The sequence below is a fragment of the Rhodococcus sp. 05-340-2 genome, from assembly GCF_002258915.1.
Taxonomy (GTDB): Bacteria; Actinomycetota; Actinomycetes; order Mycobacteriales; family Mycobacteriaceae; genus Rhodococcoides.
Genome location: NZ_NOYU01000027.1, coordinates 151,343 through 177,349 on the forward strand (window position 1 = coordinate 151,343; position 26,007 = coordinate 177,349).

Consider the following 26,007-nt stretch of genomic DNA (forward strand, 5'->3'; position numbering starts at 1 on the left):
CCCATGGCTGAGTTCGTGAATCTCGAAGTATCCGACGGTATCGGCACCATTCGCCTGGATCGTCCGCCGATGAATGCGCTCGATCGGCAGATGCAGGAGGAAATCCGAGCGGCGGCCCGCGAGGCCACGGTGAATTCCGAGGTCAAGGCCGTCGTCGTCCACGGCGGCGAGAAGGTCTTCGCCGCCGGTGCCGACATCAAGGAGATGGTGGCGTTGTCCGCGGCCGAGATGGCCGAGATCGCCGAAGATATGCAGTCCGCCCTCGGCTCGCTCAGTACCATTCCCAAGCCCGTCGTTGCGGCGGTGACCGGATACGCACTCGGTGGTGGGCTCGAGGTGGCATTGGGTGCGGACCGCCGGATCGCGGGCGACAACGCGAAGTTCGGTGTTCCCGAGGTGCTGCTCGGTGTCATTCCCGGCGGCGGCGGAACGCAGCGGCTGGCTCGGCTGATCGGCCCGAGCCGTGCCAAGGACATGGTCTTCACCGGCCGCTTCGTCGGTGCCGAGGAAGCGTTGCGTATCGGATTGGTGGACGAGGTGGTGGCACCGGACGAGGTCTACAACGCCGCCCGCGCCTGGGCCATGCAGTTCACCACGGGTGCATCGCGAGCGCTCGCAGCGGCCAAGGCGTCGATCGAACAGGGGCTCGACGTCGATCTCACCACCGGTCTGCGGATCGAGGCGCAGCAGTTCGCGGCCTTGTTCGCGACCGACGATCGCACGATCGGCATGAAGTCCTTCGTGGCCGACGGCCCGGGAAAGGCGACCTTCACCGGACGGTGAAGCAACGGCCCAACGGAGAAGAGTTGTTCCACAGCTACCGGATAGTAGGCTCGCCTGATGACTGCAAGCCCCCACGACGGTGTCGATCGATCGATCTCGAACGCGATGCCTTCGGCCTCGTCCGAGATCGATGACCGCCAGGTCGATCCAGCCCCGAATCCGCATGCCACTGCCGAGCAGGTCGAGGCAGCCCGGACGGACACCAAACTGGCGCAGGTGCTCTATCACGACTGGGAAGCCGAGACCTACGACGACAAGTGGTCGATCTCCTACGACGAGCGATGCATCGACTACGCGCGCGGCAGGTTCGATCAGGCGGTCTCCGGTGACGCGTCGGCGCAGTCCGCACTGCCGTACGGCCGCGCGCTCGAACTGGGCTGCGGTACCGGGTTCTTCCTGCTGAACCTGATGCAGGCCGGCATCGCAGACAAGGGCTCGGTCACCGACCTCTCGCCCGGCATGGTCAAGGTCGCTCTTCGCAACGCCGAGCACCTCGGCCTGGACGTCGACGGCCGCGTCGCCGACGCGGAGACCATTCCCTACGAAGACGACACGTTCGATCTCGTCGTCGGGCACGCCGTCCTCCACCACATCCCGGACGTCGAACAGTCCCTGCGCGAGGTGCTGCGGGTGCTCAAACCGGGCGGCCGCTTCGTGTTCGCGGGCGAACCCACCACGGTGGGCAACTTCTACGCACGCTGGCTCGGACGCATCACCTGGGAAGCGACCACCCGCGCCACCAAGCTCCCGTTCCTGGCGAGCTGGCGCAAGCCACAGGAAGAGCTCGACGAATCCTCGCGAGCAGCGGCACTGGAGGCCGTGGTCGACCTGCACACGTTCGATCCGACCGATCTCGAGAACATTGCGCTCTCGGCCGGTGCCGAGTCCGTCCAGGCGAACACCGAGGAGTTCGCCGCCGCTCTGCTCGGCTGGCCGGTGCGTACCTTCGAGGCCGCAGTACCCGCGGGCAAGCTGGGGTGGAACTGGGCGAAGTTCGCCTTCGGTGGATGGAAGACACTGAGCTGGGTCGACGAGAACGTGCTGCAGCACGTGGTACCGCGCGGACTGTTCTACAACGTGATGATCACCGGCACCAAGCCAGCTCCTCGCGCTTGATCGGCTCGGACCGCCGCAGACCCTGCGCTCGAGTCCGCTAGTGGGCTACGAATTCACCGGCACCGACCTCGACTTCCTACGAAGCGAGGCCGGTGCCGGAGCGCTTGCTGAGGTCGACGATCTCGAGCTCAGCGCTCGAACATCGGTGCGCGACACGGCCTCGGTGCGCACTCGCTTCCCCGACCACGCGAGTGCACTGATCGAAACCGTGACGGTCCGCCGCAAGGCGCGAGTGAAGTTGTTCGACTCCGACCGATGGTGGGTCACGGACGAGGCGGTACAGCAGGCCACGCCGACGCTCGTCGCGCGCAGGCGGGCCGCTCGACTCGCCGGACGACGGGTGCACGATGTCACGTGTTCGATCGGCAGTGAACTGTCCGTGCTGGTCGGCACGACGGAGTTGGCGGTGGGCAGCGATCTCGACCCGATTCGGCTTCGGATGGCCGCACACAACGTCCCGGACGCCACCGTGCTGCGCGCCGACGCTCTGACACCGACGACGCGCGACACCGTCGTCGTGGCCGATCCCGGCCGCCGAGCAGGTGGGCGGCGACGCCACGACCCGGCGGCGCTGCAACCACCGCTACCGGACCTGTTCGACGCCTATCGGGGCAGAGACCTGGTCGTCAAGTGTGCGCCCGGCCTGGATTTCGACGCGGTCGACTGGGCAGGCGAGATCGAGGTGGTCTCGCTCGACGGGGGAGTGCGAGAAGCGTGCCTCTGGTCGGAAGGGTTGAGCGAGAACGGTGTTCGGCGTCGGGCAGCTGTTCTTCGGTCCGACGGCAGTGTTCTGGAGTTCACCGATGCAGAATCCGACGAGATTCCGGTTCGGCCCCCTGGCAGCTACCTCGTCGATCCGGACGGCGCGGTGGTCAGGGCCGGTTTGGTTCGGCACTACGGTGCCAGATTCGGTCTGTGGCAACTCGATCCGAGAATCGCGTATCTGACCGGCGACACCGTCCCGGACGGGGTGCGCGGCTTTCGGATTCTGGAGCAGTCCAAGTTCTCGGAGAAAGTGCTTCGGCAACAACTGAATCGGATGGACTGCGGCTCGGTGGAGATTCTCGTCCGCGGGGTCGACGTGGATCCGGCAATACTGCGGCCCAGGCTCAAACTGCGCGGATCCGTGGCGTTGTCGGTGGTGATCGCCCGAGTCGAACGTTCTGCGGTGGCGTTCGTCTGCGCTCCAGGCGCTATCGGTCAGCCTGTGTAGGTGAAGATTTCGCCGAGGTAGCTTGCGGTGACGACCTGGCCGTCCGGGCCGAGGGAGGTGCCGACGGTGGTGCCGACGACGTCGGGAACGGACTGCACATCCACCGTCTCACCGGTGGCGGTGTCGAAAGTGAGCAGTGCCAGTCCGTCGTTTTCGCGAACGACGGTGTGCCCGCGTCCGTCTGCGGATTGGGCTGCGCTGCCTGCCTGTTCGATGTCGTCGCGAACCCAGACTCGCTCGGCGGAATCTCCGTTGTCTCGGACGCCGACGAGGGTGCCGTCGCCGCCCGAGGGCACGATCGTGCCGTCCGAGGCGATCGAGGGACTCGCACCGATGCCGAGCCCGGTGCCCTCGGTCCACTTCTGTCGCCCGTCGGCGGTGTCGAACGCGGTCAGCCTGCCGTCGACATCGGCCAGGTAGACCGTCGACCCGTCCTCGGACAGCACCGGACTCGATGCGACTCCGGCGGGCAGCAGGTCCGAGGACCAACGTTCGACGAGACCGGGAGAGCCGTCTCGGTTGTACTGCAGGGAAACGAGCTGTGGCGCAATCGAACCGGGACGCCACAGTGTCAAGTAGATCGTTCCGGTCGCACTGTCGACCGCGGGCGCTGCGGGGACGGGGCATTCGGATCCACCCGAGCTGCACTGGGCGAGTCCGGTGTCGACCGGCAGGAAATCGGAATTCGGGTCGGTCAGGAAATTCGGCGTCGGAATCAGATCCAGGATCGGTACTCGAAGTTGCCCGTTCTGCGAATCCAGAACGCTGACCTGCCCCATCTGGGTGACCGAGAGCACGCTGCCGTCCCCGAGGAACTGGGCGGACTTGGGCACTCCGTACACCGGTGTGCGCCAACGTAGTTGCCCGTGGTCGTTGTACGAGTTCATGCCGCCGTCGTCGCCGATGTAGACGTTGATGGCCGAATCGACGGTCGGCGTGGCAGTGACGACGGACGGCCCGACGCGATTGCACCAGCGCTTGCGTGCGGAGTCGATCTCGAAGGAGAAGAGGTTGCAGCCGGATTCGGTGGCGGCAGTGACGAACATCTGACCGGTCGACCCGATGGACACCGGAGAGGTCACCGTGCCGCCGGTGGGGCGCGTCCAGTCCAGGGACAGTGGAGTCGACACCGACACTGCGGTGGCACCGCTGTTGTGCGAGTTCCCATGCGCTGCAGGCCACGAATCGGGCGAGAGTGGTTCTATGGCCGACGTATCGGTGCCGCAGCCGCTCACGGTCACCAGCGCGAGCGCTGCTGCGACCGCCGTGACCTTTCTGCCGGTCCTGCCCTTGGCCCTGACGCCGCGCATCGATCGCTCCCATGACTCGAGTCCGTGCCCGACGTGGTGCCGGGGCGTCTGTGTTCGTTCTGCCGACGAGCAACAGTCGACAGGCAACCCTAGCCCGCGCGAGGGTGGCGGCAGAGAGCGGGCGAACGAGAAACTAGGGTGAACGTCCATGACGAGTATGTGGAACGCGCCGCTGCGGACACGCTGGCGCGGGTCGAGACGACGCGACACCGAACAGGCGCGATTCCTCACGCGTGCGTCCCTCGACTGGGTGCTCGCCAACAAGGCGTACACACCGTGGTACCTGGTGCGCTACTACCGCCTCGCGAAGTTCAAGCTGGCCAATCCGCACGTGATCCTCAAGGGCATGGTGTTTCTCGGCAAGAACGTCGAGATTCATTCCACTCCCGAGCTCTCGCGCCTCGAGATCGGTCGCTGGGTACACATCGGCGACGGCAATGCCATTCGCTGTCACGAGGGTTCGCTGCGGATCGGCGACAAGGTGGTGTTCGGCAAGGACAACGTCGTCAACACCTACCTCGACATCGAGATCGGCGCGTCGACGTTGGTGGCCGACTGGTGCTACATCTGCGATTTCGATCATCGGATGGACGATGTCAACATGCCGATCAAGGATCAGGGCATCGTGAAGGGGCCGGTGAGAATCGGTCCGGACACGTGGATCGCGGCCAAGGTGACCATCCTGCGCGAGACCCGGATCGGCCGGGGCTGCGTGCTCGGAGCCCATGCGGTGGTCAAGGGTGAGATCCCGGACTACAGCATCGCGGTCGGTGCCCCGGCCAAGGTCGTCCGCAATCGCAAGGTCGCCTGGGAGGCAGGTGCTGCCGAACGCGCGAAGTACATTGCTGCGCTGGAGGATATCGCCCGCAAGAAGGCTCTCGGACAGGCCGAGGCGGCGCGGGAGAACTGACCTTCCTGTTTTCAGGTACGGCCGGGGAGCGCGCGCTCGACGATGTGCGGGCGAGCCAGCGGATGCCGAACCTTGCGTTTGGCTTCCAGATAGACCTCGGCCGTCGATTCGGCGACGTGCTTCCAGTCGAAATCGACGGTGAGGCGCTCGCGGGCGGCCACGGCACGTTCCTGGGCGGCATCGGCGTTGTCGAGAACACGCCGCACGGCGGCGGCCAGCCCACCGACGTCGCCGGGCTCGAAGGACAGGCCGGTCACGCCGTCGACGATGGCTTCACCCAGACCGCCTGCGGTGGACGCGACCAGCGGGGTGCCCGCAGCGGCGGCCTCGAGCGCGATGATGCCGAACGGTTCGTACCGACTGGGCAGGACGATGGCGTCGGCTCCGTGCAGCCAGCCGAGTAGTTCGGTGTGGTCGAGGTTGCCCAGGAACGAGACTGCGCGGGCAACTCGGTGCGTGCGCGCCAGACCGGCCAGCCAAGCGAACTGTGTTCCTTCGCCGGCGATGTGCAGGGTGGTACCCGGGTGGCTTCGTCGGATGCGGGGTAGGGCTGCGATGGCATCCTGGATGCCCTTCTCGTACTCGAGTCGGCCGACGTAGAGCAACTTGGCCGGCTCCGATCGAGGCTCTCGTCGCCGAAAGTGCCAGGTGGACCGGTCGATTCCGTTGCGAATCACCTTCACCGCCGACTCGGATACTCCGAACAGGGTGGTGACCTCGTCCTTCATCGAAGCCGAGCAGGTGATCACCGCATCGGAATCGTTGGCGAGCCACCACTCGACGGAGTGCACCTGGCGGTTGACGGGGCCGGAGATCCAACCGCTGTGGCGTCCGGCCTCGGTGGCGTGGATGGTCGAGACGAGAGGCACGTCGTAGAACTCGGCGAGCGCGATCGCCGGATGCGCGACGAGCCAGTCGTGGGCATGAACGACGTCGGGTTGCCAGCCGTCTCCCAGACCCGGCTTTCCCAGCGCAACGCCGGCACGCACCATCGCGTGCCCCATCGCGAGGGTCCACGCGAGCATGTCCTCACCGAAGACGAAGTGAGCCGGGTCCTCGGCGACGGCGACCACGAGCACCCCGTCCTCGATGTGATGGGACGTCGGGTGAGTGGCGGCGTCGGTTCCGGTGGGTCGACGCGACAGAACCACGACCTCGTGCCCGCATCGGACCAGTTCGGTCGCCAGGTGATGCACGTGCCGACCGAGACCTCCGACCACCACGGGTGGGTACTCCCACGACACCATCAGAATCTTCATCGACGCCCCCCTGCACCTTCTCGCTCGCCGCCACCGTGTGCACCGGGCAGTCGGCGCGCATCCAGCGCAGGAAACAGTCCGTCCGCGCGGTTCCACTGCCGAGCCAGGTCGTGCGCCCGGCCGGGTGAACCACCTGCGGCCGCGGCAGCGATCTCGCGCAGCGCATGTGCGTGGACGTGCGCCCGTTCCCGGGCATAGCCTGCGGCGGAATCCTTGCTGACCATGAATGCCCAGTCGCTGGCCACGGCGATCAGTGTCTCACGCAGTATCTGATCGTTGACCCGATTGCGTAGTTCCGGTCCACCGGCGCGACGCTGCGCATCTCGGGCGGTATCTACGGCGTCGAGAGCGGTCCGAGACACCTCGGAGTTGAGCGCGACCAGGTCGGCGACGTCGTCGCCCGCCCACACGCGCCAGTCCTTGCCCGACCCCCACGACGAATCCTGCAGTTCGAGTGGCGCTCCGACGTAACCCTGCTCGCGCGCATCGCCGAGCGTGCCGACGGTGATGCCAGCGGCGGGAAGCGCGCGCATGAGCTTGCCGAGCCACTGTGGGCCCTCGTGCCACCAGTGTCCGAACAGCTCGGTGTCGAATGCAGCGACGACCAGGGCGTCGCGACCGATCCGCTCGGATTCGGAGATCAGGCGCCTGCGAACCACATCGACGAAGTCGGCGACGTGACGGTCCACCGTGGCCGCAGCCCGCTCGGGATCGTAGGGAGCCTTGTCGTTCGACGCGACCGAGCGGCCGGTGACCCGGGCCGGCTTGAGACCGGTGGCGTGATCGTAGGTGTGGAAATCCCGATAGGAACCGTGGCCGGGATAGCCGGACTTCGGTGACCAGACGCGGTAGCTGACCGGAAGATCGCGTCCGAACGCAACGACATCGGAGTCCCACACCGGCCTGCCGAGGGAGGTGTCGCCGCGCATCGCGGGCCCGTCGACCATGAAATGCGAGACCCCGGCCGCGGCGTATTCGGTTTCCATGCCGGGGGTGAATCCGCATTCGGGTGCCCAGATGCCTCGGGGCGTGGTGCCCCACCGAGCACGGGCGTCGAGCAGGCCTTCCCGAAGCGAGAATGCGCGTAGTCGGGGATCGAGCAGCGGCTGGAACGGGTGCGCCAACGGGCCGCCCAGCAGTTCGACTGTCCCGGTGTCGACCAGCGGTCGAAGCACCGCGGACCCGCCGTGCCGCCACCGGGACTCGAATCGATCGAGCGCAGCGGCAGAACCTCGATGTTCACGAACGGACAGGTCGCCGTCGGTCGCCTCGTGCGCTCTGAGCTGCCAGTTTCCGAGCCAGTGGTGCATTCCGGACAGGCAGTGTGGATCGTCGAGTTGAGCAGCGAGCACCGGGGTGATCCCCAGCGACAGCACGTCGGTGTAGCCGTCGTCGGCCAGCTGCTCCAGTGCCGCGGTGAGCGGCAGATAGCAGTCGGCCCAGGACTGATACAGCCATTCCTCGCCTACCGGCCAGCGTCCGTGATTGGCCAACCACGGCAGGTGGGAGTGCAGAACGAGGGAGAACATGCCCGGCACGGTTGCACCGGATGTCACCCGATCACCGTGCTCGAGCTCTTGCGGGCGACGGCGACCAGGTCGAGGCTGTCGTCGATACGGTCGGCGCTGATGTCGAAATCGTCGATCGAGATTGCCGCGACGTCCTCGGTGAGTTCGGCAGGCCATGGTTCACCGGCCAGGGCTCGTTCGATCTGGGCGTCGATGAACGAACCGCCGTGCTTGGCGTCGAGAGCGGCCAGGGTGCGTCCGTGCCGCACTCCGGTGAGTTCGTCGACCTCGAGCCGAGCGTCCACGAGAAGCTCGGTGAGTTCGGCCGCGTCGAGTTCGCGGGTGTGGAAGGGGTTGAGCGGTGTGTCGCGGCCGGGCGAGAACGTGATGCGGTTCGGCGTACTGATCAACAGAATCCCCCCGGGTGCGAGCACCCGGTGCACTTCGGCGAGGAACGCACCTTGATCCCACAGGTGCTCGATCACCTGGAAATTGACGACGACGTCGATCGAGGAATCGGCGACGGGAAGGCGGTCGAGGTTGCCACGCAGCATCGTCACCCTCGGGTAGCGGGCATGCACGTGTGCGGCGGCCGACGCGTCGTAGTCGAGGCCGAGAACGTTGGTCGCGACATCGGCAATCATGTTGGCTCCGTAGCCTTCTCCCGATCCCGCTTCGAGCACCGTTCGATCGCGACAGCGCTCGACGAGTGCGCGGTAGACCACCTCGTGGCGGCGGAACCAGTAGTTCTCCTCGGCGATACCCGGCACCGTTCTCTCGCCGGTGAGGGGGAGTGGTTCCGGTACCGGTGCCTGAGCCGAAGAATCGTTCACCGACGGAAGGTTAGTGGAGGCGTGGGAGAGGTAAGCCAACGTGGTCTCCATAACAGTCGGGGTACAGATGTATGGTCGGACAGGCAGGGAGGTATGTTACCCACGGGTAACTACGGTGAGGTAACCTCGTCCCAGACCGTAGAACTGCACGAACCGTTAGAACACTCACGATCAGCAGAACATGACCAGGAGGTCGACGCAGACCCATGACGAACATCGTTGTTTTGATCAAGCAGGTTCCAGACACGTGGTCCGAGCGCAAGCTCACCGACGGTGACTACACCCTCGATCGCGAGGCTGCCGACGCCGTCCTCGACGAGATCAACGAGCGGGCCGTCGAAGAAGCACTGCTCATCAAGGAAGCCCAGGGCGGTGAGGTCAAGGTTCTGTCCGCAGGCCCCGATCGCGCCACCGATGCCATCCGCAAGGCCTTGTCGATGGGTGCAGACAGCGCAGTGCACCTCAACGACCCGACCCTGCACGGCTCCGACGCGATCCAGACCGGATACGCGCTGGCCGCAGCGCTCGGCAACGTCGCATTCGAGAACGACGAGCCGGCCGATCTCATCATCGCAGGCAACGAGGCCACCGACGGTCGCACCGGTGCCGTTCCCGCGATCATCGCCGAATACCTGCAGATCCCGGCCCTGACGCAGCTGCGCAAGCTCACCGTCGTCGACGGCAAGGTCACCGGCGAGCGGGAAACCGACGAAGGCATCTTCGGCCTCGAAGCCGCATTGCCCGCCATCGTGAGCGTCACCGAGAAGATCAACGAACCGCGCTTCCCGTCGTTCAAGGGCATCATGGCCGCCAAGAAGAAGACGGTGCAGACCATCACGCTCGCCGACATCGGTGTCGAGGACGGCATCGTCGGCGTCGACAACGCCGGAACGACAGTCACGTCGTCCACCCCCAAGCCTCCCAAGACTGCAGGCGAGCGGCTCACCGACGAGGGCGACGGCGGCGACAAGATCGCCACCTACCTCGTCGGCCAGAAGATCATCTGATCCCGCCCCACCGAGCAATCGAAGACAAACGAGGAGCAAGTCATGGCAGAAGTACTCGTGCTCGTGGAGCACGTCGAGGGAACACTGAAGAAGGTCAGCACCGAGCTGATCACCGCCGCTCGCGCGCTGGGTGAGCCGTCCGCGGTCGTCACCGGCCCGGTCGGCACCACCGACAAGGTCGCCGACGCGCTGACCGAAGCCGGTGCCGAGAAGATCTACGCCGCAGAATCCGACGCAGTCGACGGATTCCTCGTCACCCCGAAGGTCGACGTGCTGTCGGCACTCGCGGAGTCGGTCTCGCCTGCAGCGATCATCACCGCAGCCACGATCGAGGGCAAGGAAGTTGCGGGACGACTCGCAGCACGCCTCGGCTCGGGCTACCACAACGACGTCGTCGCCCTGAACGGCGACGGCAGTGCCGTCTACTCCATCTTCGGTGGCGCGTTCACCGTCGAGGCGAAGGCCAACGGCGACGTTCCGGTCATCTCCCTGCGTCCCGGCGCAGTCGAGGCCGAGCCCAAGGCCGGAGCGGGCACCCGCGAAACCGTCGAGGTTCCCGCGCAGGAAGAGGGGGCCGTCAAGGTCACCTCGCGTGACCCGATCGTCGGCGGCGACCGTCCGGAGCTCACCGAGGCGTCGGTCGTCGTCTCCGGTGGACGCGGTGTCGGCAGTGCCGACAAGTTCTCCGTCGTCGAGGATCTGGCCGACTCGCTCGGTGCCGCAGTCGGTGCCTCGCGCGCCGCTGTCGACTCCGGCTACTACCCCGGCCAGTTCCAGGTGGGTCAGACGGGCAAGACCGTCTCCCCGCAGCTGTACGTCGCACTGGGTATCTCCGGAGCCATCCAGCACCGTGCAGGCATGCAGACCTCGAAGACGATCGTCGCGGTCAACAAGGACGAGGAAGCGCCCATCTTCGAGATCGCCGACTACGGCATCGTCGGTGACCTCTTCAACGTCGCACCGCAGCTGACCGAAGCAGTCAAGAAGCACAAGGGATAGCTCTTCCGAGCGCTGTTCCGACAGGCCCCCACCGCCCGCGCGGTGGGGGCCTGTCGTGTCGAGCAGCGCAACCTTGTTCACACAAACTCTTCCGACACGTTTCCCCGACGATGCCCGGTGGCCTTCCCCGCTCGTTAGACACACCTCATGACCACTTCCGTCATGAGCTCGACTGCATCGATCGTCCCGGCCACCGACCGCTACTCGCTCGTGTTGTCCACCGACCCGGAGCACCGACTCGCCGCGCAGCGTCTGCGCTACGAGGTGTTCGCTTCCGAGCCGGGGTTTTCCATTCCCACCGACACCGACGGCCTCGACGCCGATCGGTTCGACGAATTCTGTGATCACCTGCTCGTTCGTGACCAGTGGACCGACACGTTCGTCGGCTGCTACCGCATGTTGCCGCCGCAGGCCGCCGTGTCTGCAGGCGGGTATTACACGGCTACCGAATTCGATATCTCCGCACTCGATCCCGTCGGCATGAATATCGTCGAAATGGGAAGGGCTGCAGTTCATCCCGACCATCGATCCGGGTCCGTGCTCGGGTTGATGTGGGCCGGAATCCTGCACTACCTCGATGTGACGGGATACGAGTGGGTGATGGGCTGCGTGTCGGTGCCCATGCAGTCGGCACCAGGGGACCCCATCGGGGCCAACGTTCGCAGTGTTCGAGAGCGCCTGTTGGGCAAGCACGCTACGCCGCTCGACCGTCGGGTCCGGCCCTATTCTCCGGTCGTCGTCGACGGGGTGGACCTGATCGACATCGAACCCGCGAAGCGAACCTCGATGCCGCCGTTGATGAACGGTTACCTTCGACTCGGTGCCTCGATCTGCGGTGAGCCGGCGCACGATCCCGAATTCGGTGTCGCCGATTTCGTCGCTCTGCTCGGCCTGCACGAGACCAACACTCGCTATCTCGACCGCTTGCGTTCGGCGGCAACGACGTTCGAGTCGGGTGTCCGGTGACACGACCGATCGTGCGCGCGCACGCGTGGATGCCGTCGTCGCCGTGCAGTGACGGCTGTCTGCCGAAGAACCCACCGACGGTGGGACGAGTGGTCCTAGCGCTCCGAATCGTCCTGGCGGTGGCGGCGTTCGGGCTGCTGCCGGTGCTGGTCGTCCTCGGGGTTCCTTTCCCGCGGGTTCGCCGTTCGCTGACGCGGATCGGTGCTCGCACTCTGCTGTTCGCCATCGGGATCGACCTGACGGTGCTCGACGCTCGCTCCGAGCGCGAACGCTCCCGAACCGCCGCCGGTGCACTGCACGTCGCCGGTCACATCTCCTGGACCGACGTCGTCGTGCTCACCGCGGTACAGCCGTCGACCTTCGTCGCACGTGCCGACCTGATCGACTGGCCGGTGCTCGGTCGCCTCGCGCGGGCCATGAAGGTACTTCCGATCGATCGTGCTCGACTGCATCAGCTCCCCGGCGTCGTCGATCAGGTGGCCGATCGTGTCCGCGCCGGCGGATCGGTCGTCGTCTTCCCCGAGGCCACCACCTGGTGTGGTCGCGCATACGGCTCGCTACGGCCGGCGCTGCTTCAGGCCGCGATCGATTCGGAGACCTGGGTACAGCCCATTCGTTTGCGCTACCTGGACCGGACCGGCGAGCAGACCACCGCCACGTGCTTCGTGGGAGACGAAACGATCGGTGCATCCATCGGCCGGATCTTCCGGTTGCGCGGATTGCGTGCCGAGGTCGAGTTCACTGCCCCGGAGGCACCCGGTGGCGATCGACGCGACCTCGCCCGACGGTGCGAGGCCGCGATTCGACGCGACGGAGTGGAGCTTGCGGAACGACCGAGGAAGGACGTCTACGACCCCACCGTGCACGAGGTGATGGCCGAGGCCGATCGCAGCCCGATGCCGCCGACGGTTGCGGCGGCCTGACGGAGCATCGATCACCGTGACCGCGGACCCACCTCGCGCAGGTAGGTCCGCGGTCACGGCAGCGGGTATCGTCTAGCCTGTTATGCCTTCTGTGCGCAGTACGACTGCTCCCGTCCCGCCGCGGCCACCGGTGTACCTCGATCACGCAGCGACGACCCCGATGCTGCCGAGCGCGATCGAGGCGATGACCTCTGTGTTCGCCACGGTGGGCAACGCGTCCTCGCTGCACACCTCCGGTCGGTCCGCTCGGCGTCGGGTGGAGGAATCTCGCGAGTCGATCGCCGCCGACCTGGGTGCGCGCCCGTCAGAGGTGATCTTCACCTCCGGTGGCACCGAGAGTGACAACCTCGCCGTCAAGGGCATCTTCGCCGCACGTCGAGACTCCGATGCCGCACTGACCAGGATCATCGCCAGCTCGGTGGAGCATCACGCGGTGCTCGACGCGGTGGAGTGGCTCGTCGCACACGACGGTGCGAGTGTCACCTGGCTCCCGGTCGACGCGGAGGGGCGGGTCACTCCGGACGCGCTGCGCGCCGAGCTGGCCCTGCATGCCGACGAAACCGCACTCGTCACCGTGATGTGGGCCAACAACGAGATCGGCACCGTCATGCCGATCGCCGAGCTCGCAGCCGTGGCCGCCGAGTACGGGGTCCCGATGCACAGCGATGCGGTCCAGGCCGTGCCGCATCTGCCCGTCGGGTTCGCCGAGAGCGGCCTGTCCGCGCTCAGCATCGCCGCACACAAATTCGGTGGACCCCAGGGCGTCGGAGCGCTGCTGCTCGGCCGCCAGGTCCCGTGTGTTCCGCTCTTCCACGGCGGAGGGCACGAGCGAGACGTTCGATCGGGCACCCCGGACACTGCGGGCGTCGTCGCGATGGCAGCTGCGCTGCGGTCGACCGTCGAGAACTCGGTGCGGCACCGCGCAGAACTGAGAGCGCTCCGCGATCGGTTGATCGACGGAATCAGAGACGCCGTTCCCGACGCGATCCTCAACGGGCCGGAAGGCGACGACCGGCTGGCCGGGAACGTGCACTTCACCTTTCCCGGGTGCGAGGGCGATTCCTTGTTGATGCTGCTCGATGCGGCAGGCATAGAATGCTCGACGGGCTCGGCGTGTACCGCAGGCGTGGCCAGCGCCAGTCATGTCTTGATTGCGCTCGGGTGCGATCCGGCCGTCGCCCGTGGATCACTGCGGTTCTCGCTGGGAACCGGCTCGTCCGAATCGGACGTCACCACTGTGCTTGCGGCTCTGCCGCAGGTCGTCGAACGCGCTCGTGCCGCCGGATTGGCCGGCGTCGGAGCTCGAGGAGGAAATCGCTGATGCGTGTTCTGGCTGCTATGAGCGGGGGAGTCGACTCGGCTGTTGCCGCGGCCCGTGCCGTGGACGAGGGCCACGACGTCGTCGGCGTGCACCTGGCTCTGTCGACCGCTCCGGGCGCCCTGCGCACCGGTTCGCGTGGTTGCTGCTCCAAGGAAGACGCGGGTGACGCTCGCCGAGCTGCCGACGTACTCGGGATCCCCTTCTACGTATGGGATTTCGCCGATCGCTTCAAAGAGGACGTCATCGACGATTTCGTCGCCTCCTATGCCGCCGGTGAGACCCCGAACCCGTGCCTGCGCTGCAACGAGAAGATCAAGTTCTCCGCTCTGGCGGACCGCGCTCTCGCGCTGGGTTTCGATGCCGTAGCGACCGGGCATTACGCGCAGCTGCACGACGGAGTGCTGCGCCGCGCCGTGGATGCGGACAAGGACCAGTCGTACGTGTTGGCCGTACTGAACCAGGCGCAGCTCTCGCGTGCGATGTTCCCCATCGGAGACACCCCGAAGTCGGAGATTCGTGAGGAGGCTGCCGAGCGTGGCTTGGCCGTCGCCGACAAGCCCGACAGTCACGACATCTGCTTCATCCCGTCGGGCGACACTCGCGCATTCCTCGGTGCCCGTATCGGCGTGCGCCCGGGCAAGGTCGTCGACTCCGAGACCGGAGTCGAACTGGCGGATCACGAGGGCGTGCACGGCTTCACCATCGGCCAGCGCAAGGGTCTCGGCGTGGAAGGACCGGCCGCGGACGGCCGTCCCCGCTACGTGACGTCGATCGAACCCGACAGTGGCACGGTCATGGTCGGCTCTGCGCAGAAGCTCGACGTCTGGGCGATCAGCGGAGACCGCGCGGTATGGACCGAAGGTACCGCCCCGACCGGCCCCATCGAGTGCGTCGTCCAGGTTCGCGCACACGGCGGACTGACCGAGGCCGTCGCCGAGGCAGCGGGCGACGGTATGGAGATCCAACTGCGGGCTCCACTGACCGGTGTGGCCAAGGGGCAGGCAGCGGTGCTGTACCGCAAGGACATTCACGGAGACATCGTCATCGGTAGCTCGACCATCTCGGGCACTCGATCCGAGCGCGAGTGACACCGAGCGATTTCGCTGGACTGTCGACCGGCATCGGTTCGTGGCCGGGCACCGACATCCGTGAGGCCGCGGCAGTCGTCGTCGGGGAGTTCACCGAGCTACCGCACATCGTCGAACTTCCGGCCCGCGGCCTGGGTGCCGACATGATCGGTCGCACCGGAGCCATCATGGTCGATGTCGAACTGGACGTGCGCACCTCCGGCTATCGGGTCGTTCCACGTCCGATGCTCGCCGGTCGCCGGGCGACCGATTTCCTGGCCGAGGACCTCGACGTGCTCGAGGAACTGTGGGAGGTGTCGGGGCTTCGCGGCAGCGGCCGCACCATCAAGGTCCAGGCCGCCGGTCCGTTCACGATGGCAGCGCAGGTCGAACTTCGGCACGGGCATCGGGCCCTGACCGATCGCGGGGCGCTGCGGCATTTCGCCGAATCCCTCGGCGAAGGACTGCGCCTGCACTGCGCGGAGTTGACGCGTCGGCTCGGAGTCGAGGTCCTCGTTCAGCTCGACGAACCCAGTCTCGCAGCCGTTCTGGCCGGTAGCCTGACGGGCATCACCGGGCTCGATTCGGTGCGAGCGGTCCCGGAACCGGATGTTCTCGACCTGCTGGATTCGCTGATCGAGACGATCGACCTTCCCGTTGCGGTGCATTGCTGCGCCGGCGACGTTCCGTTCGATCTGCTTCGCCGTTCGCGCGCCGTTGCGGTCGCCGTCGACGCGACTGCGCTGCGCCGCAGCGACTTCGACGGAATCGGTGAGCTGCTGCAATCCGGCAAGACGCTGATGCTCGGGTTGATTCCGTCCGAAGCCCCCGTGCGACCACCCCATTGGCGTGAACTGGCCGAGCCGGGTGTCACGTTGATCGACCGACTCGGTTTCGACAGATCGGTTCTCGCCTCCCGTATCTCTGTGACGCCTGCATGTGGATTGGCCGGCAGCACACCGGAGTGGGCCCGTCGCGCAACAGGACTCGCCCGCGATGTGGCTGCCGCGTTCGGAGACTCACCCGATTCTTTGTGAGATCCCACAGCCGGTCGGAGTGAAACACCGGGGTCTTCTGCCGATCGAGCCCACTCCCGTCAGGACGCCGAACAGGTGTGACACTATTCACATGGCCGTTGGGGGTCTGTTGAATACGTGGGAGTTCGGAAATGGCATCAGGTGGTCGGGACTTCGATGAGGTTGCCTCCCTCCGGCGTTCCGGCAGGCACCGTCGAGGTCTCCTCGCGAAACTGGCCGCGGCCACCTCCGACTGGTATCGGGCCCCACACGATTTCGAGTGGATCCTCAATCACCGGTCGACCCGTCCGCTGACCGGGATCATTCGTGCCGTGTTCGGCACCGCCACCACGATCTATGCCTTCACCTCGATTCTGATGCTGTTCAGCGACCTCGGTCCTCAGGGCAGTGTGGCGATCGGATGGGTATTCTTCGTTCTCGTCACTCAAGTGTTCGTCGCCGCACGGTGCGTCCTCGGACCGCTGCCGGGGAAGAAATTCTTCGTCGTGTTTCTGGCCTTCGGGGACATTCTCACGACCTCGGTGTTGATTCTGTACGCACCTGTCGCGTCGCTGATCGGAACCGTGCTGTTCGCAGTCACCGGAGCGTTCTGCACCTACTTCCTCAGTCCGCGACTGCTGGTGGCGCACCTCGTGTGGACCGCGACGTTCATCATCGGGTTCGGCGTTCGGACCTTCCTGTCGGTGATGGACGGCGAGGTGGACTCCATCGACGGACCCGCTGTCGCGACCGCGACGGTGGTTCTCCTTCTGGCGACAGTGGGAGTACCCGTATTCGCTCAAGTGGCGTGGACGACGCTGTCCAACGACGCCAAGCGGTCGGTTCTCGATCCACTGACCGGGGTGTACAACCGGCGGGGCATCGACAGCGAACTGCTGGACCTGTGGCACCAGGCCAGCAAGCGGGGTATGTCCATGGCCTTCCTGGTTGTCGACATCGACAAGTTCAAGTCGGTCAACGACCGATTCGGGCACAGCCGCGGCGACGAAGTGATCGTGCGGGTCGCCGATCGGCTGCGCCGCTTGGTCCGGCATCAGGGCGGAGTGCTCGCCCGAACCGGTGGCGAGGAGTTCCTCGTCGCCATGGTCGGTGATGCGCGGGGGATGGTCGATCTCGGCTTCGACGTCGTACGAGTGCTCTGGGACCGCCGCGACGACATCCCCGTCACCGTCAGTGTGGGAATGGCGTTGTTGCGCGAGGACTCGGCTCTGTGGGACGTGGGCAAGTCGGTGGTCGGCAGAGCAGCCCGCACGGCGGACGCGGCGATGTACCGGTCCAAGCAGTCCGGTGGAAACAGCTTGGTGATCGACGAGATCTGAGGCCTCGAACCGACGTCGTTCGATGCGCCGGTGTGCTCGGGTGCGACCTCTGCGATGATCGTGCGATGTATCGGCTATCGGATGCCCAGCGACGTGGACTACCCGCCGGAGTGCTGTTGTCGGTGATGGCCTCCGTGCTCGGCGGCATCTACGCCGACTCCTTCGTGACCGGCTTCGCATTGACGGCCGGTATCTGTGCGGTGGCGATCGTCGCCGCGACGCTGTTGCTGGGTCTGATGGGACGGTAGTCGCTGCGCTGCAGCCGGTGCCACTCTGTCGGTGGGGTCGGATAATCTTCGACACGTGCCCGAATCGACCGAACCGCCCGTAGGAAACGACGAGACCGCAGGGACCGTCGATGTCGAACTCGACGCCGCGTCGTCGGCCGATCGCGAGCGATGGCAGATGCTGGCCGAGGAAGTGCGCGGTCATCAGTTCCGCTACTACGTTCGCGATGCGCCGCTCGTGTCCGACGGCGAGTTCGATGCGCTGCTGCGTGAGCTGAACGATCTGGAAGAGGCGCACCCGGATCTGCGCACGGCGGATTCACCGACGCAACTCGTCGGAGGTGGCTTCGCGACGGAATTCACCGCCGTCGACCATCTGGAACGAATGTTGAGCTTGGACAACGTGTTCGATCACGACGAGCTTCGTGCCTGGGCCAAACGGGTCGAGACCGAGGCAGGGCCGGATCTGGAGTATCTGTGCGAGGTCAAGATCGACGGCGTTGCACTGAATCTGGTGTACGAGAACGGCACGCTCGTGCGCGGCGCCACCCGAGGCGACGGACGTACCGGTGAGGACGTGACGCTCAACGCACGCACGATCGAGGACATCCCGGACACCCTGACGGGTACCGAGCAGTACCCCGTGCCGGAGTTGTTGGAAGTGCGCGGCGAGGTCTTCTTCCGGCTGGAGGACTTCCAGGCGCTCAACGCCTCACTCGTGGCCGAGGGCAAGCCCCCGTTCGCGAATCCACGGAACTCGGCGGCCGGGTCGCTGCGACAGAAGAATCCGGCGGTCACCTCCAAGCGTCGTCTGGGAATGATCTGCCACGGCTTCGGCCGCATGGTGGGGTTCACACCCGAGTCGCAGTGGCACGCCTACGAGGCACTCCGCGCCTGGGGTCTGCCCATTTCCACCCACACGACCCGCGTGCGAGGCGTCGACGCCGTCATCGAGAAAGTCGTCTACTGGGACCAGCACCGACACGACGTCGAACACGAAATCGACGGCCTGGTCGTCAAGATCGACGACATGTCGCTGCATCGTCGACTCGGGACGACGTCTCGCGCACCGCGGTGGGCCATCGCGTACAAGTACCCACCCGAGGAAGTCACCACCACGCTGCTCGACATCCGCGTCAGCGTGGGCCGGACGGGCCGAGTGACGCCGTTCGCGTACATGACGCCGGTACTCGTGGCCGGCTCCACGGTGTCGCTCGCGACGCTGCACAACGGCTCGGAGGTCAAGCGCAAGGGCGTTCTGATCGGCGACACCGTGACCATTCGCAAAGCGGGAGAGGTCATTCCGGAGGTTCTCGGCCCCGTCGTCGACGCCAGGACCGGTGACGAGACCGAGTTCGTCATGCCCACCGAGTGCCCGGAGTGCTCGACGCCCCTGGCCCCGGCCAAGGAGGGCGACGCCGACCTGCGGTGCCCCAACTCGCAGTTCTGCCCGGCGCAACGTCGCGAGCGAGTGTTCTTCGTCGCCGAGCGGCAGCGATTCGATATCGAGGGTCTGGGCTACGAGGCCGCATCCGACCTACTGGCCACCGGTGCGATCGAGGACGAAGGCGATCTGTTCTCGCTCACCGAAGACGACCTGATGAAGACGGCGATCTTTCGCACCAAGTCCGGGGCGATGTCTGCCACCGGTCGAAAGTTGCTCGACAACCTGGCCACCGCACGGAACCAGCCGCTGTGGCGGGTGCTGGTCAGTCTGTCGATTCGACACGTGGGGCCGTCCGCAGCCCGCGCACTGGCGGGGGAGTTCGGCAGCCTCGAGCGGATCCGGGCAGCGTCCGTCGAGGAACTCTCGGCGGTCGACGGGGTGGGCGGCACCATCGCGGCCGCGGTCTCCGAGTGGTTCGAGGTCGACTGGCACCGCGCCATCGTCGACAAGTGGCGGGCCGCGGGCGTGCGAATGGAAGACGAGCGCGATGCGTCGATCGACCGCAATCTCGAGGGGCTGTCGATCGTGGTCACCGGGTCGCTGACGTCCTATTCACGCGACGAGGCCAAGGAAGCGATTCTGCTGCGAGGTGGCAAGGCTGCAGGTTCGGTGTCCAAGAAGACAGCGTTCGTCGTCGTCGGCGAAGCTCCTGGGTCCAAGCACGACAAGGCAATCGAGCTCGGCGTGCCGGTGCTCGACGAAGCGGGATTCACCCTGCTGTTGACCGAGGGACCCGACGCAGTGGCTCCGACCGACGCAGAACCCGGTTCGGCGGACTGATCGGGCCGGTCGCGTCAGTTCAGTGGCGTCAGTTCAATACCGTCGCGACGATGCCGGCGAGATAGCCGAGCCGGGCAACCTCCGAGGGCCTGAACTCCGGGCCTCCAGGCCTGCCCAGCATCAGCACGGTGCCGGTGTTGCCGAGGGGCGCAGCGGCGATCTTGGTGTCCATGTCGCGCCATACCTGGGGCACCCACTCGGCGTCGGAATCCAGAGCGGCGGGGGCGTGCAGCGGGAACCACGGTAGCTCCGCGGCGTGAGTCTCGGGAGCCCCCGAGCTGCCCACCAGACGGAACGGGCCGTGCGCGTTGGTGGCGACGACAGTGCTCCACCCCACTCGAAGGACGCGGGGAGCTCCGTCGACGAGCACCTGAAGTCGATCGTCGGACGCCGCTGCGACGCGATCGATCAATTCCAGTTCGCGGTGCGTGTCGAGGACGCCGGTGTACGGGCGGATGGAATCGACCCGGACATCGGTGAGGTTCTCGGCAGCAGTGATCAGCGTGTCCGGAAGCGAACCCGGAGCAACGTCGACCACCAGATCGTCGACTGCGTAACCGTCACCGCGTTCGATGACGTCGAGGGAGAGGATGTCCGCCCCGACCGAACCGAGCGCGACGGCCAACGATCCGAGGCTGCCCGGCCGGTCCGGCAGTTGGACGCGGAGCAGGTAGGACATGTCACGCTCCCTTTCGACTTCTGATGTACTTCGGCCACCCCAGCGTCATCGGTCGTTGCTGGCAGGTGGAATGTCGCTCCGGGTCGTTCCGGGGTCGGTCCGGGGTCGTTCCGCAGGCTCCACTCCGGGAAACACGATGCACCCCGGCGCGAGCAATCCTTGCATCTTCGACCTGTCCGGTACGTCGCGCAACGCGGGCCGTGACAATTCCGACACCCGCTGTGCCCACGAGGAGTGCGCGAAAGCCCGCGTAACACTACGCACTAGGCTGGACCGCGTTCGCGAACCCGTGAGGTTCGCTCTGTACGAATACGGGGCCGCTTCTGCAGGCTCCGCTCCTACTGTCTGAAAGGGGTCTACGCGGTGCCAGACATCTCCCGCGACGAGGTCGCTCACCTCGCCCGGCTGTCGCGCTTGGCTCTCAGCGACGCCGAACTCGACGAGTTCGCCGGCCAGTTGGATTCGATTCTTCATCACGTCAAGGCAGTGGCGGAGGTGGCGACGGACGACGTTCCGCCGACGGCCAACCCCAGTGACATCGTGAATGTGACGCGTCCCGACGTGATCGTTCCCGGCCTGACGCCGGAGCAATCGCTGTCCGGTGCACCGAACGCCGAGGAGGGCCGTTTCGCGGTGCCGCAGATTCTGGGAGAGAGCGAATGACCGACCTGACGAAGCTCGACGCGTCCGAGCTCGCCACCCGTATCCACGCGCGTGAGATCAGCGCCGTCGAGGTGACTCAGGCGCATCTCGACCGAATCTCCGAGGTCGATGGTGACCTGCACGCTTTTCTGCATGTCGCAGGAGCCGAGGCGCTCGCAGCGGCGACCGACGTCGATGCGGGATTGACTGCGGGGCATGCACCGGCATCGGCTCTGGCCGGCGTGCCGTTGGCCCTCAAGGACGTGTTCACCACGACCGACATGCCGACGACGGCCGGATCCAAGATTCTGGACGGGTGGATGTCGCCGTACGACGCGACGCTGACCACCAAGCTGCGCGCAGCGGGCATTCCGGTGCTGGGCAAGACCAACATGGACGAGTTCGCGATGGGCTCGTCCACCGAGAACTCGGCCTACGGACCGACCAAGAACCCCTGGGACACCACCCGCATCCCCGGCGGCTCGGGCGGCGGCAGCGCTGCGGCGCTCGCGTCGTACCAGGCCCCGCTGGCCATCGGCACCGACACCGGCGGATCGATCCGTCAGCCGGCGGCACTGACCGGCACCGTGGGAACCAAGCCGACCTACGGCAGCGTCTCGCGCTACGGACTGATCGCCTGTGCCTCGTCACTCGATCAGGGCGGCCCGTGTGGCCGGACCGTGCTCGACACCGCGTTGCTGCACGAGGTCATCGCCGGATACGACGCGCGGGACTCCACGTCGGTGGAGACGGCAGTTCGACCGGTGGTCGCAGCGGCACGTGAGGGTGCTCGCGGTGACCTGACGGGCGTGCGTGTCGGTGTCGTCAAGGAACTGCACTCGGACAAGTACCAGCCGGGTGTCATCTCGTCCTTCGATGCCGCAGTGGCGACACTCACCGAACTCGGTGCCGAGGTGGTCGAGGTGTCGTGCCCCAACTTCGTGCACGCGTTGGCCGCCTACTACCTGATCCTCCCGTCGGAGGTGTCGTCCAACCTGGCTCGGTTCGACGGCATGCGGTACGGATTGCGGGCGGGCGACGACGGCAAGCACAGCGCCGAGCAGGTCATGGCCACCACGCGCGCGCAGGGGTTCGGACCGGAAGTCAAGCGTCGCATCATGATCGGGACGTACGCCCTGTCCGCGGGATACTACGACGCCTACTACGGCTCGGCCCTCAAGGTGCGCACGTTGATCGCCCGTGACTTCGATGCCGCATACGAGAAGGTCGACGTGCTGGTGTCGCCGACGACCCCGACGACGGCATTCCCGTTGGGGGACAAGGTGGACGATCCGATGGCGATGTACCTCAACGACCTGTGCACGCTGCCGACGAACCTCGCGGGTCATTGCGCGATGTCGGTACCGTCGGGTCTCGCCTCCGAGGACGGACTTCCCGTGGGTCTGCAGATCATGGCTCCGGCGTTCGCGGACGAGCGGCTCTACCGCGTAGGTGCCGCATACGAGGCCGCTCGCGGCGATCTGAGGTAGTTCGAGGTGCTGCATCGGTGGGCTGCCGATCTGGCTCATCTGCCCCTGCTGTCCGGTGCAGTGCCGGCGGTCGCGTTGACTGCGACCGCTGTCGTGGCGGCGGTTCTGGTCCTTGCTGTCGTCCTGAGGGTCCGGCGGGGCCGAGCCCTGGGAACGGTGTTCGGCGCGCTGAGCGCTCTCGGTCTCGGTGCCTCGCTTCTGGTGGCGGCGACAGTGCTCACCAATCTGACCGTCACTCGATACCCGACGGCGGCCGTGGCACTGGGCCACCGACCGGCCGTGCAGGCCGAGGGCACCGGCAGGTTGGTCGACGTGGACGTGCCGGGCACGGTGTCGCACTTCGCCGCGCGGTCCGCGACCGTCTACGTTCCGGCGTCGTACGATGCCGGCGCGAGCGACCTACCGGTGCTGGTGCTGCTCACCGGTCAACCCGGTCATGTCGTCGACTGGATCGAGGGTGGTCGTCTGGCCCAGACGATGGACGACTTCGCAGCACGTCACGGCGGCGCGGCCCCGATCGTCGTGGTGGCCGACGGCCTGGGGGACACCGAGGCGAATCCGATGTGCATGGATTCGGATCTCGGAAATACCGCGACGTACTTGTCGGTCGATGTGCCGCAGTGGATTCGGTCGAATTTTCGGGTGTCCTCGGATCCGAGGGCCTGGGCGGTCGGCGGCTATTCCTATGGGGGAACGTGCGCGCTGCAGCTGGCGGTGACGGCACCGTCGGTGTACCCCACCTTTCTCGATATCTCCGGTGAGGACGAGCAACGTCGGGGCACGAGAAGTGAATCCGTTGCAGCGGCATACGGCACGGACACCCCGGCGAACGAGGCGCGTTTCGAGCGCACGACTCCGCTGAACATACTCTCGCGCGCCAGCTTTCCCGATTCGGCCGGTGCCTTCGTCGTGGGCGCCGACGACGAAGAGTTCCGGCCGCAGACCGAGCGAGCGTACAGGGCAGCAGAGGCTGCGGGCCTCGACGTGCACTACAGCGAGCTGCCCGGTGGACACTCGATGCAGGTCTGGGCTCCGGCGCTGGAACAGGAGATGGACTGGCTCGGCGGGCGCGTGGGTCTGCTCGACTGACGCACGGTGTCGTCTCGGAGTACCACCATCAACGACACCGGTGCATCGTGGTGCCCTGGTCGGTTCCGTACCGATGGCCGTGACCGGCACCGACATCGAGCGCAGCGGCGAGATCGACGGACGTCTGGACGAAGCCGACGATCGGGAGCCACATCGGCATCGGTGCGTCGGGTCGGGTATTGGACGTGTTCGGTGGTGACCACAGCAGGTCGGCCGACCATCGAACCACCGGGTCCGAAGAATTCGCCAGTACCGTTGCGCCCTCGGTGTTCACGGCTCCGGCGGGCGGTCCCGCCCAGACGGCACCGCAGACACCCGGATTGCTCCGCCCGATGGAGAGATATGCGTCGCTGCCCGCCACCGCGCCCAAACTCTGGCCGTACACGATGACGTCGGGCGGTGTAGGTTCCGATGCCGCGCGCTCCGCGACCGCGCGAACCACCGCGTCCGCGGAACTGCGCGCGTCGTCCTCGGCGAACAGGAATGTCGCCCAACTGGGCGCGTTCGAGTACTGCACCGCCACGGTGGCGACATCACCGCCGAATCTGCTTTCGGCACCGGTGACAGCGTTCTCGTCCACCCACCCCGATCCGGTCGGTATCGCGACGATCACGACGCTGCGCTGAAATGCACCGGCTCGATCCATGTCGGCGACGGCCGACGCGACTCGCTGATCGAGTGTCGGGGCCGAATCGAGCCCTACGTAGACCCGCACGGTGCTGGGATCGAGACCGCCGGAGACGAACTTCCTGCCCTCTCTGCCGAGCGTGCGCCACGGGACGAGCGAGGACGGAGCTCCTGATCTCGCGTTCGAACTCGGAGCGAGCATCGTCTCGTCTACAACGGAGTTCGAGGCCGAGAACGAGTTTCGGATGACAGACCCGACCGTGGGCGCGGCAACGGAATACGACAGAAGGCCTGCGACGGCAATCAGGATCATCGTTCGACCCCCGCCGAGTGCGCAGCCGAACCCGGTGGCCGCACGGCCGAGTCCGCAGAGAACCACTGCAACGCAGATTGCCCCTGCCGCGACCTCCGCTGCGTACCGCCAGTTCACCGTCCCGACATCCATGGCGACCCGTAATCGATTCTGCCACATGACGTTCGCGGTCATCGAACCGATCGACATCAGTGTGCCTGCACTCGCCGACCAGGCTTGCAGACGTGGTCGAGCGGGTGTGGGTGAGCCGAACGCGCGACGGGCCGACCATGCGACCGCGAGCGCACTCGCCATCAGCACGCCGGTGAGCAAGGCCTGGGTGACGGCCGGCCGGGGGAGCAAGGAGGGAGCCGACGACACCATCACCGCAACGGTGAGTGCCACCGAGGTGCCGATTCGGGGGAGTAGGACACTCGTCGCAGGCGGGGTGGACGGGGTAGCCGTATCGGCAACTCCGGTGACTCCGACGACGGGCGCGATCATGCGGGTTCGATCGGCCGGGACACCGGTTCGGTGGACAGCCGGCGTCGGCGCGAATATCGGTCGGTTGCGATGACCGACAGCGCAATCAGAGCGATGCCCGCGCCGACCGCCGCGAACGGCAGCGCGGGCTCGGACACAGGTGCGCCGAAGGACTGTCGCCAGGAATTGACGTCGACGGCCGTGGCAGCCACCGATGCGGCAGCATTGCAGATCCGGCGAGGCCCGTCGTCGGTCCGGTCCGTGCAGGCGGCGTGCATACGCTCTTCCAGCTGGGCATCGATCGATCTGCGCCACTGCGGGTCCACTGTTGTCCCTGTCGCAGCGGCGTACCGGATCAGGTCGTAGCCCAGATCGTGGGCCTTGCATGCGGAATCGAACTCGGACGGCAGCGGGACCGGTGACGAGCAGTCACCGCGAGGGTTCTCCGCCATGCCGTCCTGCACCCGAGGGCGGTACCCCATCACGGACCCGAAGTTGTCGGGGATGGTCAGGGCGGCGGCGTCCGCGGACTCGGTGACCAGTGCGTGTACCGAGACCGCGACAGGTGAAGTCGAGTCGGCGGCCGGTGGTGTCGATGCTGCGCCGGTTGTCGCCATCACCGCCACCATCGCTGCGACCGCGCCCATCACGGCGCGAGAAGTGTTCCTGTTCATGGCTTT

Annotated in this window: 24 protein-coding genes; 17 read left to right on the plus strand and 7 right to left on the minus strand. The window is 66.4% G+C overall.

Annotated elements, in window-relative coordinates; all coding sequences use genetic code 11:
• Positions 1 to 3 precede the first annotated feature (3 nt).
• The 3 genes from CH271_RS15715 to CH271_RS15725 all read left to right on the plus strand — a co-directional run bounded on the left by CH271_RS15715 (position 4) and on the right by CH271_RS15725 (position 3,112).
• The gene (locus CH271_RS15715; protein WP_094634173.1) at positions 4 to 783 is read left to right on the plus strand and encodes an enoyl-CoA hydratase/isomerase family protein; all 780 of its coding nucleotides are present in this window, start codon (positions 4 to 6) and stop codon (positions 781 to 783) included.
• A gap of 105 nt (positions 784 to 888) precedes the next feature.
• Positions 889 to 1,899 carry a methyltransferase domain-containing protein gene (locus tag CH271_RS15720; RefSeq protein ID WP_052047587.1) on the plus strand — a complete coding sequence of 337 codons (1,011 nt, stop codon included), beginning with the start codon at positions 889 to 891 and terminating at the stop codon, positions 1,897 to 1,899.
• A 40-nt stretch (positions 1,900 to 1,939) separates the two neighbouring features.
• Positions 1,940 to 3,112 carry a THUMP-like domain-containing protein gene (locus tag CH271_RS15725; protein WP_094634174.1) on the plus strand — a complete coding sequence of 391 codons (1,173 nt, stop codon included), beginning with the start codon at positions 1,940 to 1,942 and terminating at the stop codon, positions 3,110 to 3,112.
• Here CH271_RS15725 and CH271_RS15730 read toward each other — a convergent pair.
• Positions 3,100 to 4,422 (minus strand): outer membrane protein assembly factor BamB family protein, encoded by a 1,323-nt coding sequence (locus CH271_RS15730; protein ID WP_094634175.1) that lies wholly within the window; start codon positions 4,420 to 4,422, stop codon positions 3,100 to 3,102. The two genes, CH271_RS15725 and CH271_RS15730, sit on opposite strands and share 13 nt — an antisense overlap.
• Before the next feature lie 148 nt (positions 4,423 to 4,570).
• Between CH271_RS15730 and CH271_RS15735 the strand changes: the two genes are divergently transcribed.
• Complete coding sequence (locus CH271_RS15735) at positions 4,571 to 5,332, plus strand: acyltransferase (protein WP_037189779.1); 762 nt, start codon at positions 4,571 to 4,573, stop codon at positions 5,330 to 5,332.
• Between the two features lie 11 nt (positions 5,333 to 5,343).
• Here CH271_RS15735 and CH271_RS15740 read toward each other — a convergent pair whose 3' ends face one another.
• From CH271_RS15740 to CH271_RS15750, 3 genes are read right to left on the minus strand one after another with little or no spacing between them, the layout of a single operon-like run.
• Positions 5,344 to 6,591: a glycosyltransferase family 4 protein gene (locus CH271_RS15740; RefSeq protein WP_037189777.1), complete on the minus strand. Its 1,248-nt coding sequence runs from the start codon at positions 6,589 to 6,591 to the stop codon at positions 5,344 to 5,346.
• Positions 6,588 to 8,120, minus strand: a complete 1,533-nt coding sequence (locus tag CH271_RS15745; protein ID WP_094634535.1) for a 1,4-alpha-glucan branching protein domain-containing protein — start codon at positions 8,118 to 8,120, stop codon at positions 6,588 to 6,590. The genes CH271_RS15740 and CH271_RS15745 overlap by 4 nt, the downstream gene beginning before the upstream one ends.
• Positions 8,121 to 8,143: 23 nt before the next feature.
• Positions 8,144 to 8,983, minus strand: a complete 840-nt coding sequence (locus CH271_RS15750; protein WP_094634176.1) for a class I SAM-dependent methyltransferase — start codon at positions 8,981 to 8,983, stop codon at positions 8,144 to 8,146.
• 155 nt (positions 8,984 to 9,138) lie between these two features.
• On the opposite strand from CH271_RS15750, the gene CH271_RS15755 reads away from it, so the two are divergent.
• The 10 genes from CH271_RS15755 to ligA all read left to right on the plus strand — a co-directional run bounded on the left by CH271_RS15755 (position 9,139) and on the right by ligA (position 20,025).
• Complete coding sequence (locus CH271_RS15755; protein WP_037189774.1) at positions 9,139 to 9,939, plus strand: electron transfer flavoprotein subunit beta/FixA family protein; 801 nt, start codon at positions 9,139 to 9,141, stop codon at positions 9,937 to 9,939.
• 42 nt (positions 9,940 to 9,981) lie between these two features.
• On the plus strand, positions 9,982 to 10,938 hold the full coding sequence (locus CH271_RS15760) for an electron transfer flavoprotein subunit alpha/FixB family protein (RefSeq protein ID WP_037189773.1): 957 nt from the start codon (positions 9,982 to 9,984) through the stop codon (positions 10,936 to 10,938).
• A 147-nt stretch (positions 10,939 to 11,085) separates the two neighbouring features.
• A complete protein-coding gene (locus CH271_RS15765) occupies positions 11,086 to 11,904 on the plus strand; it encodes a GNAT family N-acetyltransferase (RefSeq protein WP_094634177.1) in 819 nt (272 codons plus the stop codon).
• A complete protein-coding gene (locus tag CH271_RS15770; protein WP_052047531.1) occupies positions 11,901 to 12,827 on the plus strand; it encodes a lysophospholipid acyltransferase family protein in 927 nt (308 codons plus the stop codon). Before CH271_RS15765 ends, CH271_RS15770 begins: the two co-directional genes overlap by 4 nt.
• Before the next feature lie 82 nt (positions 12,828 to 12,909).
• Entirely contained in the window at positions 12,910 to 14,148 is a 1,239-nt protein-coding gene (locus CH271_RS15775; RefSeq protein ID WP_094634178.1) for a cysteine desulfurase family protein, read from the plus strand.
• Positions 14,148 to 15,236, plus strand: a complete 1,089-nt coding sequence (gene mnmA / locus CH271_RS15780; RefSeq protein WP_037189765.1) for a tRNA 2-thiouridine(34) synthase MnmA — start codon at positions 14,148 to 14,150, stop codon at positions 15,234 to 15,236. The genes CH271_RS15775 and mnmA overlap by 1 nt, the downstream gene beginning before the upstream one ends.
• A complete protein-coding gene (locus CH271_RS15785) occupies positions 15,233 to 16,252 on the plus strand; it encodes a methionine synthase (protein WP_094634179.1) in 1,020 nt (339 codons plus the stop codon). The genes mnmA and CH271_RS15785 overlap by 4 nt, the downstream gene beginning before the upstream one ends.
• Before the next feature lie 131 nt (positions 16,253 to 16,383).
• Complete coding sequence (locus CH271_RS15790; protein ID WP_052047530.1) at positions 16,384 to 17,571, plus strand: GGDEF domain-containing protein; 1,188 nt, start codon at positions 16,384 to 16,386, stop codon at positions 17,569 to 17,571.
• A gap of 65 nt (positions 17,572 to 17,636) precedes the next feature.
• Entirely contained in the window at positions 17,637 to 17,819 is a 183-nt protein-coding gene (locus tag CH271_RS15795) for a hypothetical protein (protein ID WP_032398339.1), read from the plus strand.
• A 157-nt stretch (positions 17,820 to 17,976) separates the two neighbouring features.
• The gene (gene ligA, locus CH271_RS15800) at positions 17,977 to 20,025 is read left to right on the plus strand and encodes an NAD-dependent DNA ligase LigA (protein ID WP_094634536.1); all 2,049 of its coding nucleotides are present in this window, start codon (positions 17,977 to 17,979) and stop codon (positions 20,023 to 20,025) included.
• Positions 20,026 to 20,053: 28 nt separating this feature from the next.
• Here ligA and CH271_RS15805 read toward each other — a convergent pair whose 3' ends face one another.
• Positions 20,054 to 20,704 (minus strand): amino acid-binding protein, encoded by a 651-nt coding sequence (locus CH271_RS15805; RefSeq protein ID WP_037189761.1) that lies wholly within the window; start codon positions 20,702 to 20,704, stop codon positions 20,054 to 20,056.
• Between the two features lie 363 nt (positions 20,705 to 21,067).
• Between CH271_RS15805 and gatC the strand changes: the two genes are divergently transcribed.
• Genes gatC through CH271_RS15820 form a run of 3 tightly spaced genes read left to right on the plus strand, consistent with a single transcriptional unit; the run spans position 21,068 to position 23,925 of the window.
• Positions 21,068 to 21,367 (plus strand): Asp-tRNA(Asn)/Glu-tRNA(Gln) amidotransferase subunit GatC, encoded by a 300-nt coding sequence (gatC, locus tag CH271_RS15810; RefSeq protein ID WP_068045762.1) that lies wholly within the window; start codon positions 21,068 to 21,070, stop codon positions 21,365 to 21,367.
• Entirely contained in the window at positions 21,364 to 22,836 is a 1,473-nt protein-coding gene (gene gatA, locus CH271_RS15815) for an Asp-tRNA(Asn)/Glu-tRNA(Gln) amidotransferase subunit GatA (protein ID WP_094634180.1), read from the plus strand. Before gatC ends, gatA begins: the two co-directional genes overlap by 4 nt.
• 6 nt (positions 22,837 to 22,842) lie before the next feature.
• Entirely contained in the window at positions 22,843 to 23,925 is a 1,083-nt protein-coding gene (locus tag CH271_RS15820) for an alpha/beta hydrolase (RefSeq protein WP_094634181.1), read from the plus strand.
• 28 nt (positions 23,926 to 23,953) lie between these two features.
• On the opposite strand, the gene CH271_RS15825 is transcribed toward CH271_RS15820, so the two are convergent.
• Positions 23,954 to 25,348: an alpha/beta-hydrolase family protein gene (locus tag CH271_RS15825; RefSeq protein ID WP_094634182.1), complete on the minus strand. Its 1,395-nt coding sequence runs from the start codon at positions 25,346 to 25,348 to the stop codon at positions 23,954 to 23,956.
• Positions 25,345 to 26,001, minus strand: coding sequence for a hypothetical protein (locus CH271_RS15830; protein ID WP_143546062.1), 657 nt, complete (start codon positions 25,999 to 26,001; stop codon positions 25,345 to 25,347). The genes CH271_RS15825 and CH271_RS15830 overlap by 4 nt, the downstream gene beginning before the upstream one ends.
• Between the last annotated feature and the right edge of the window lie 6 nt (positions 26,002 to 26,007).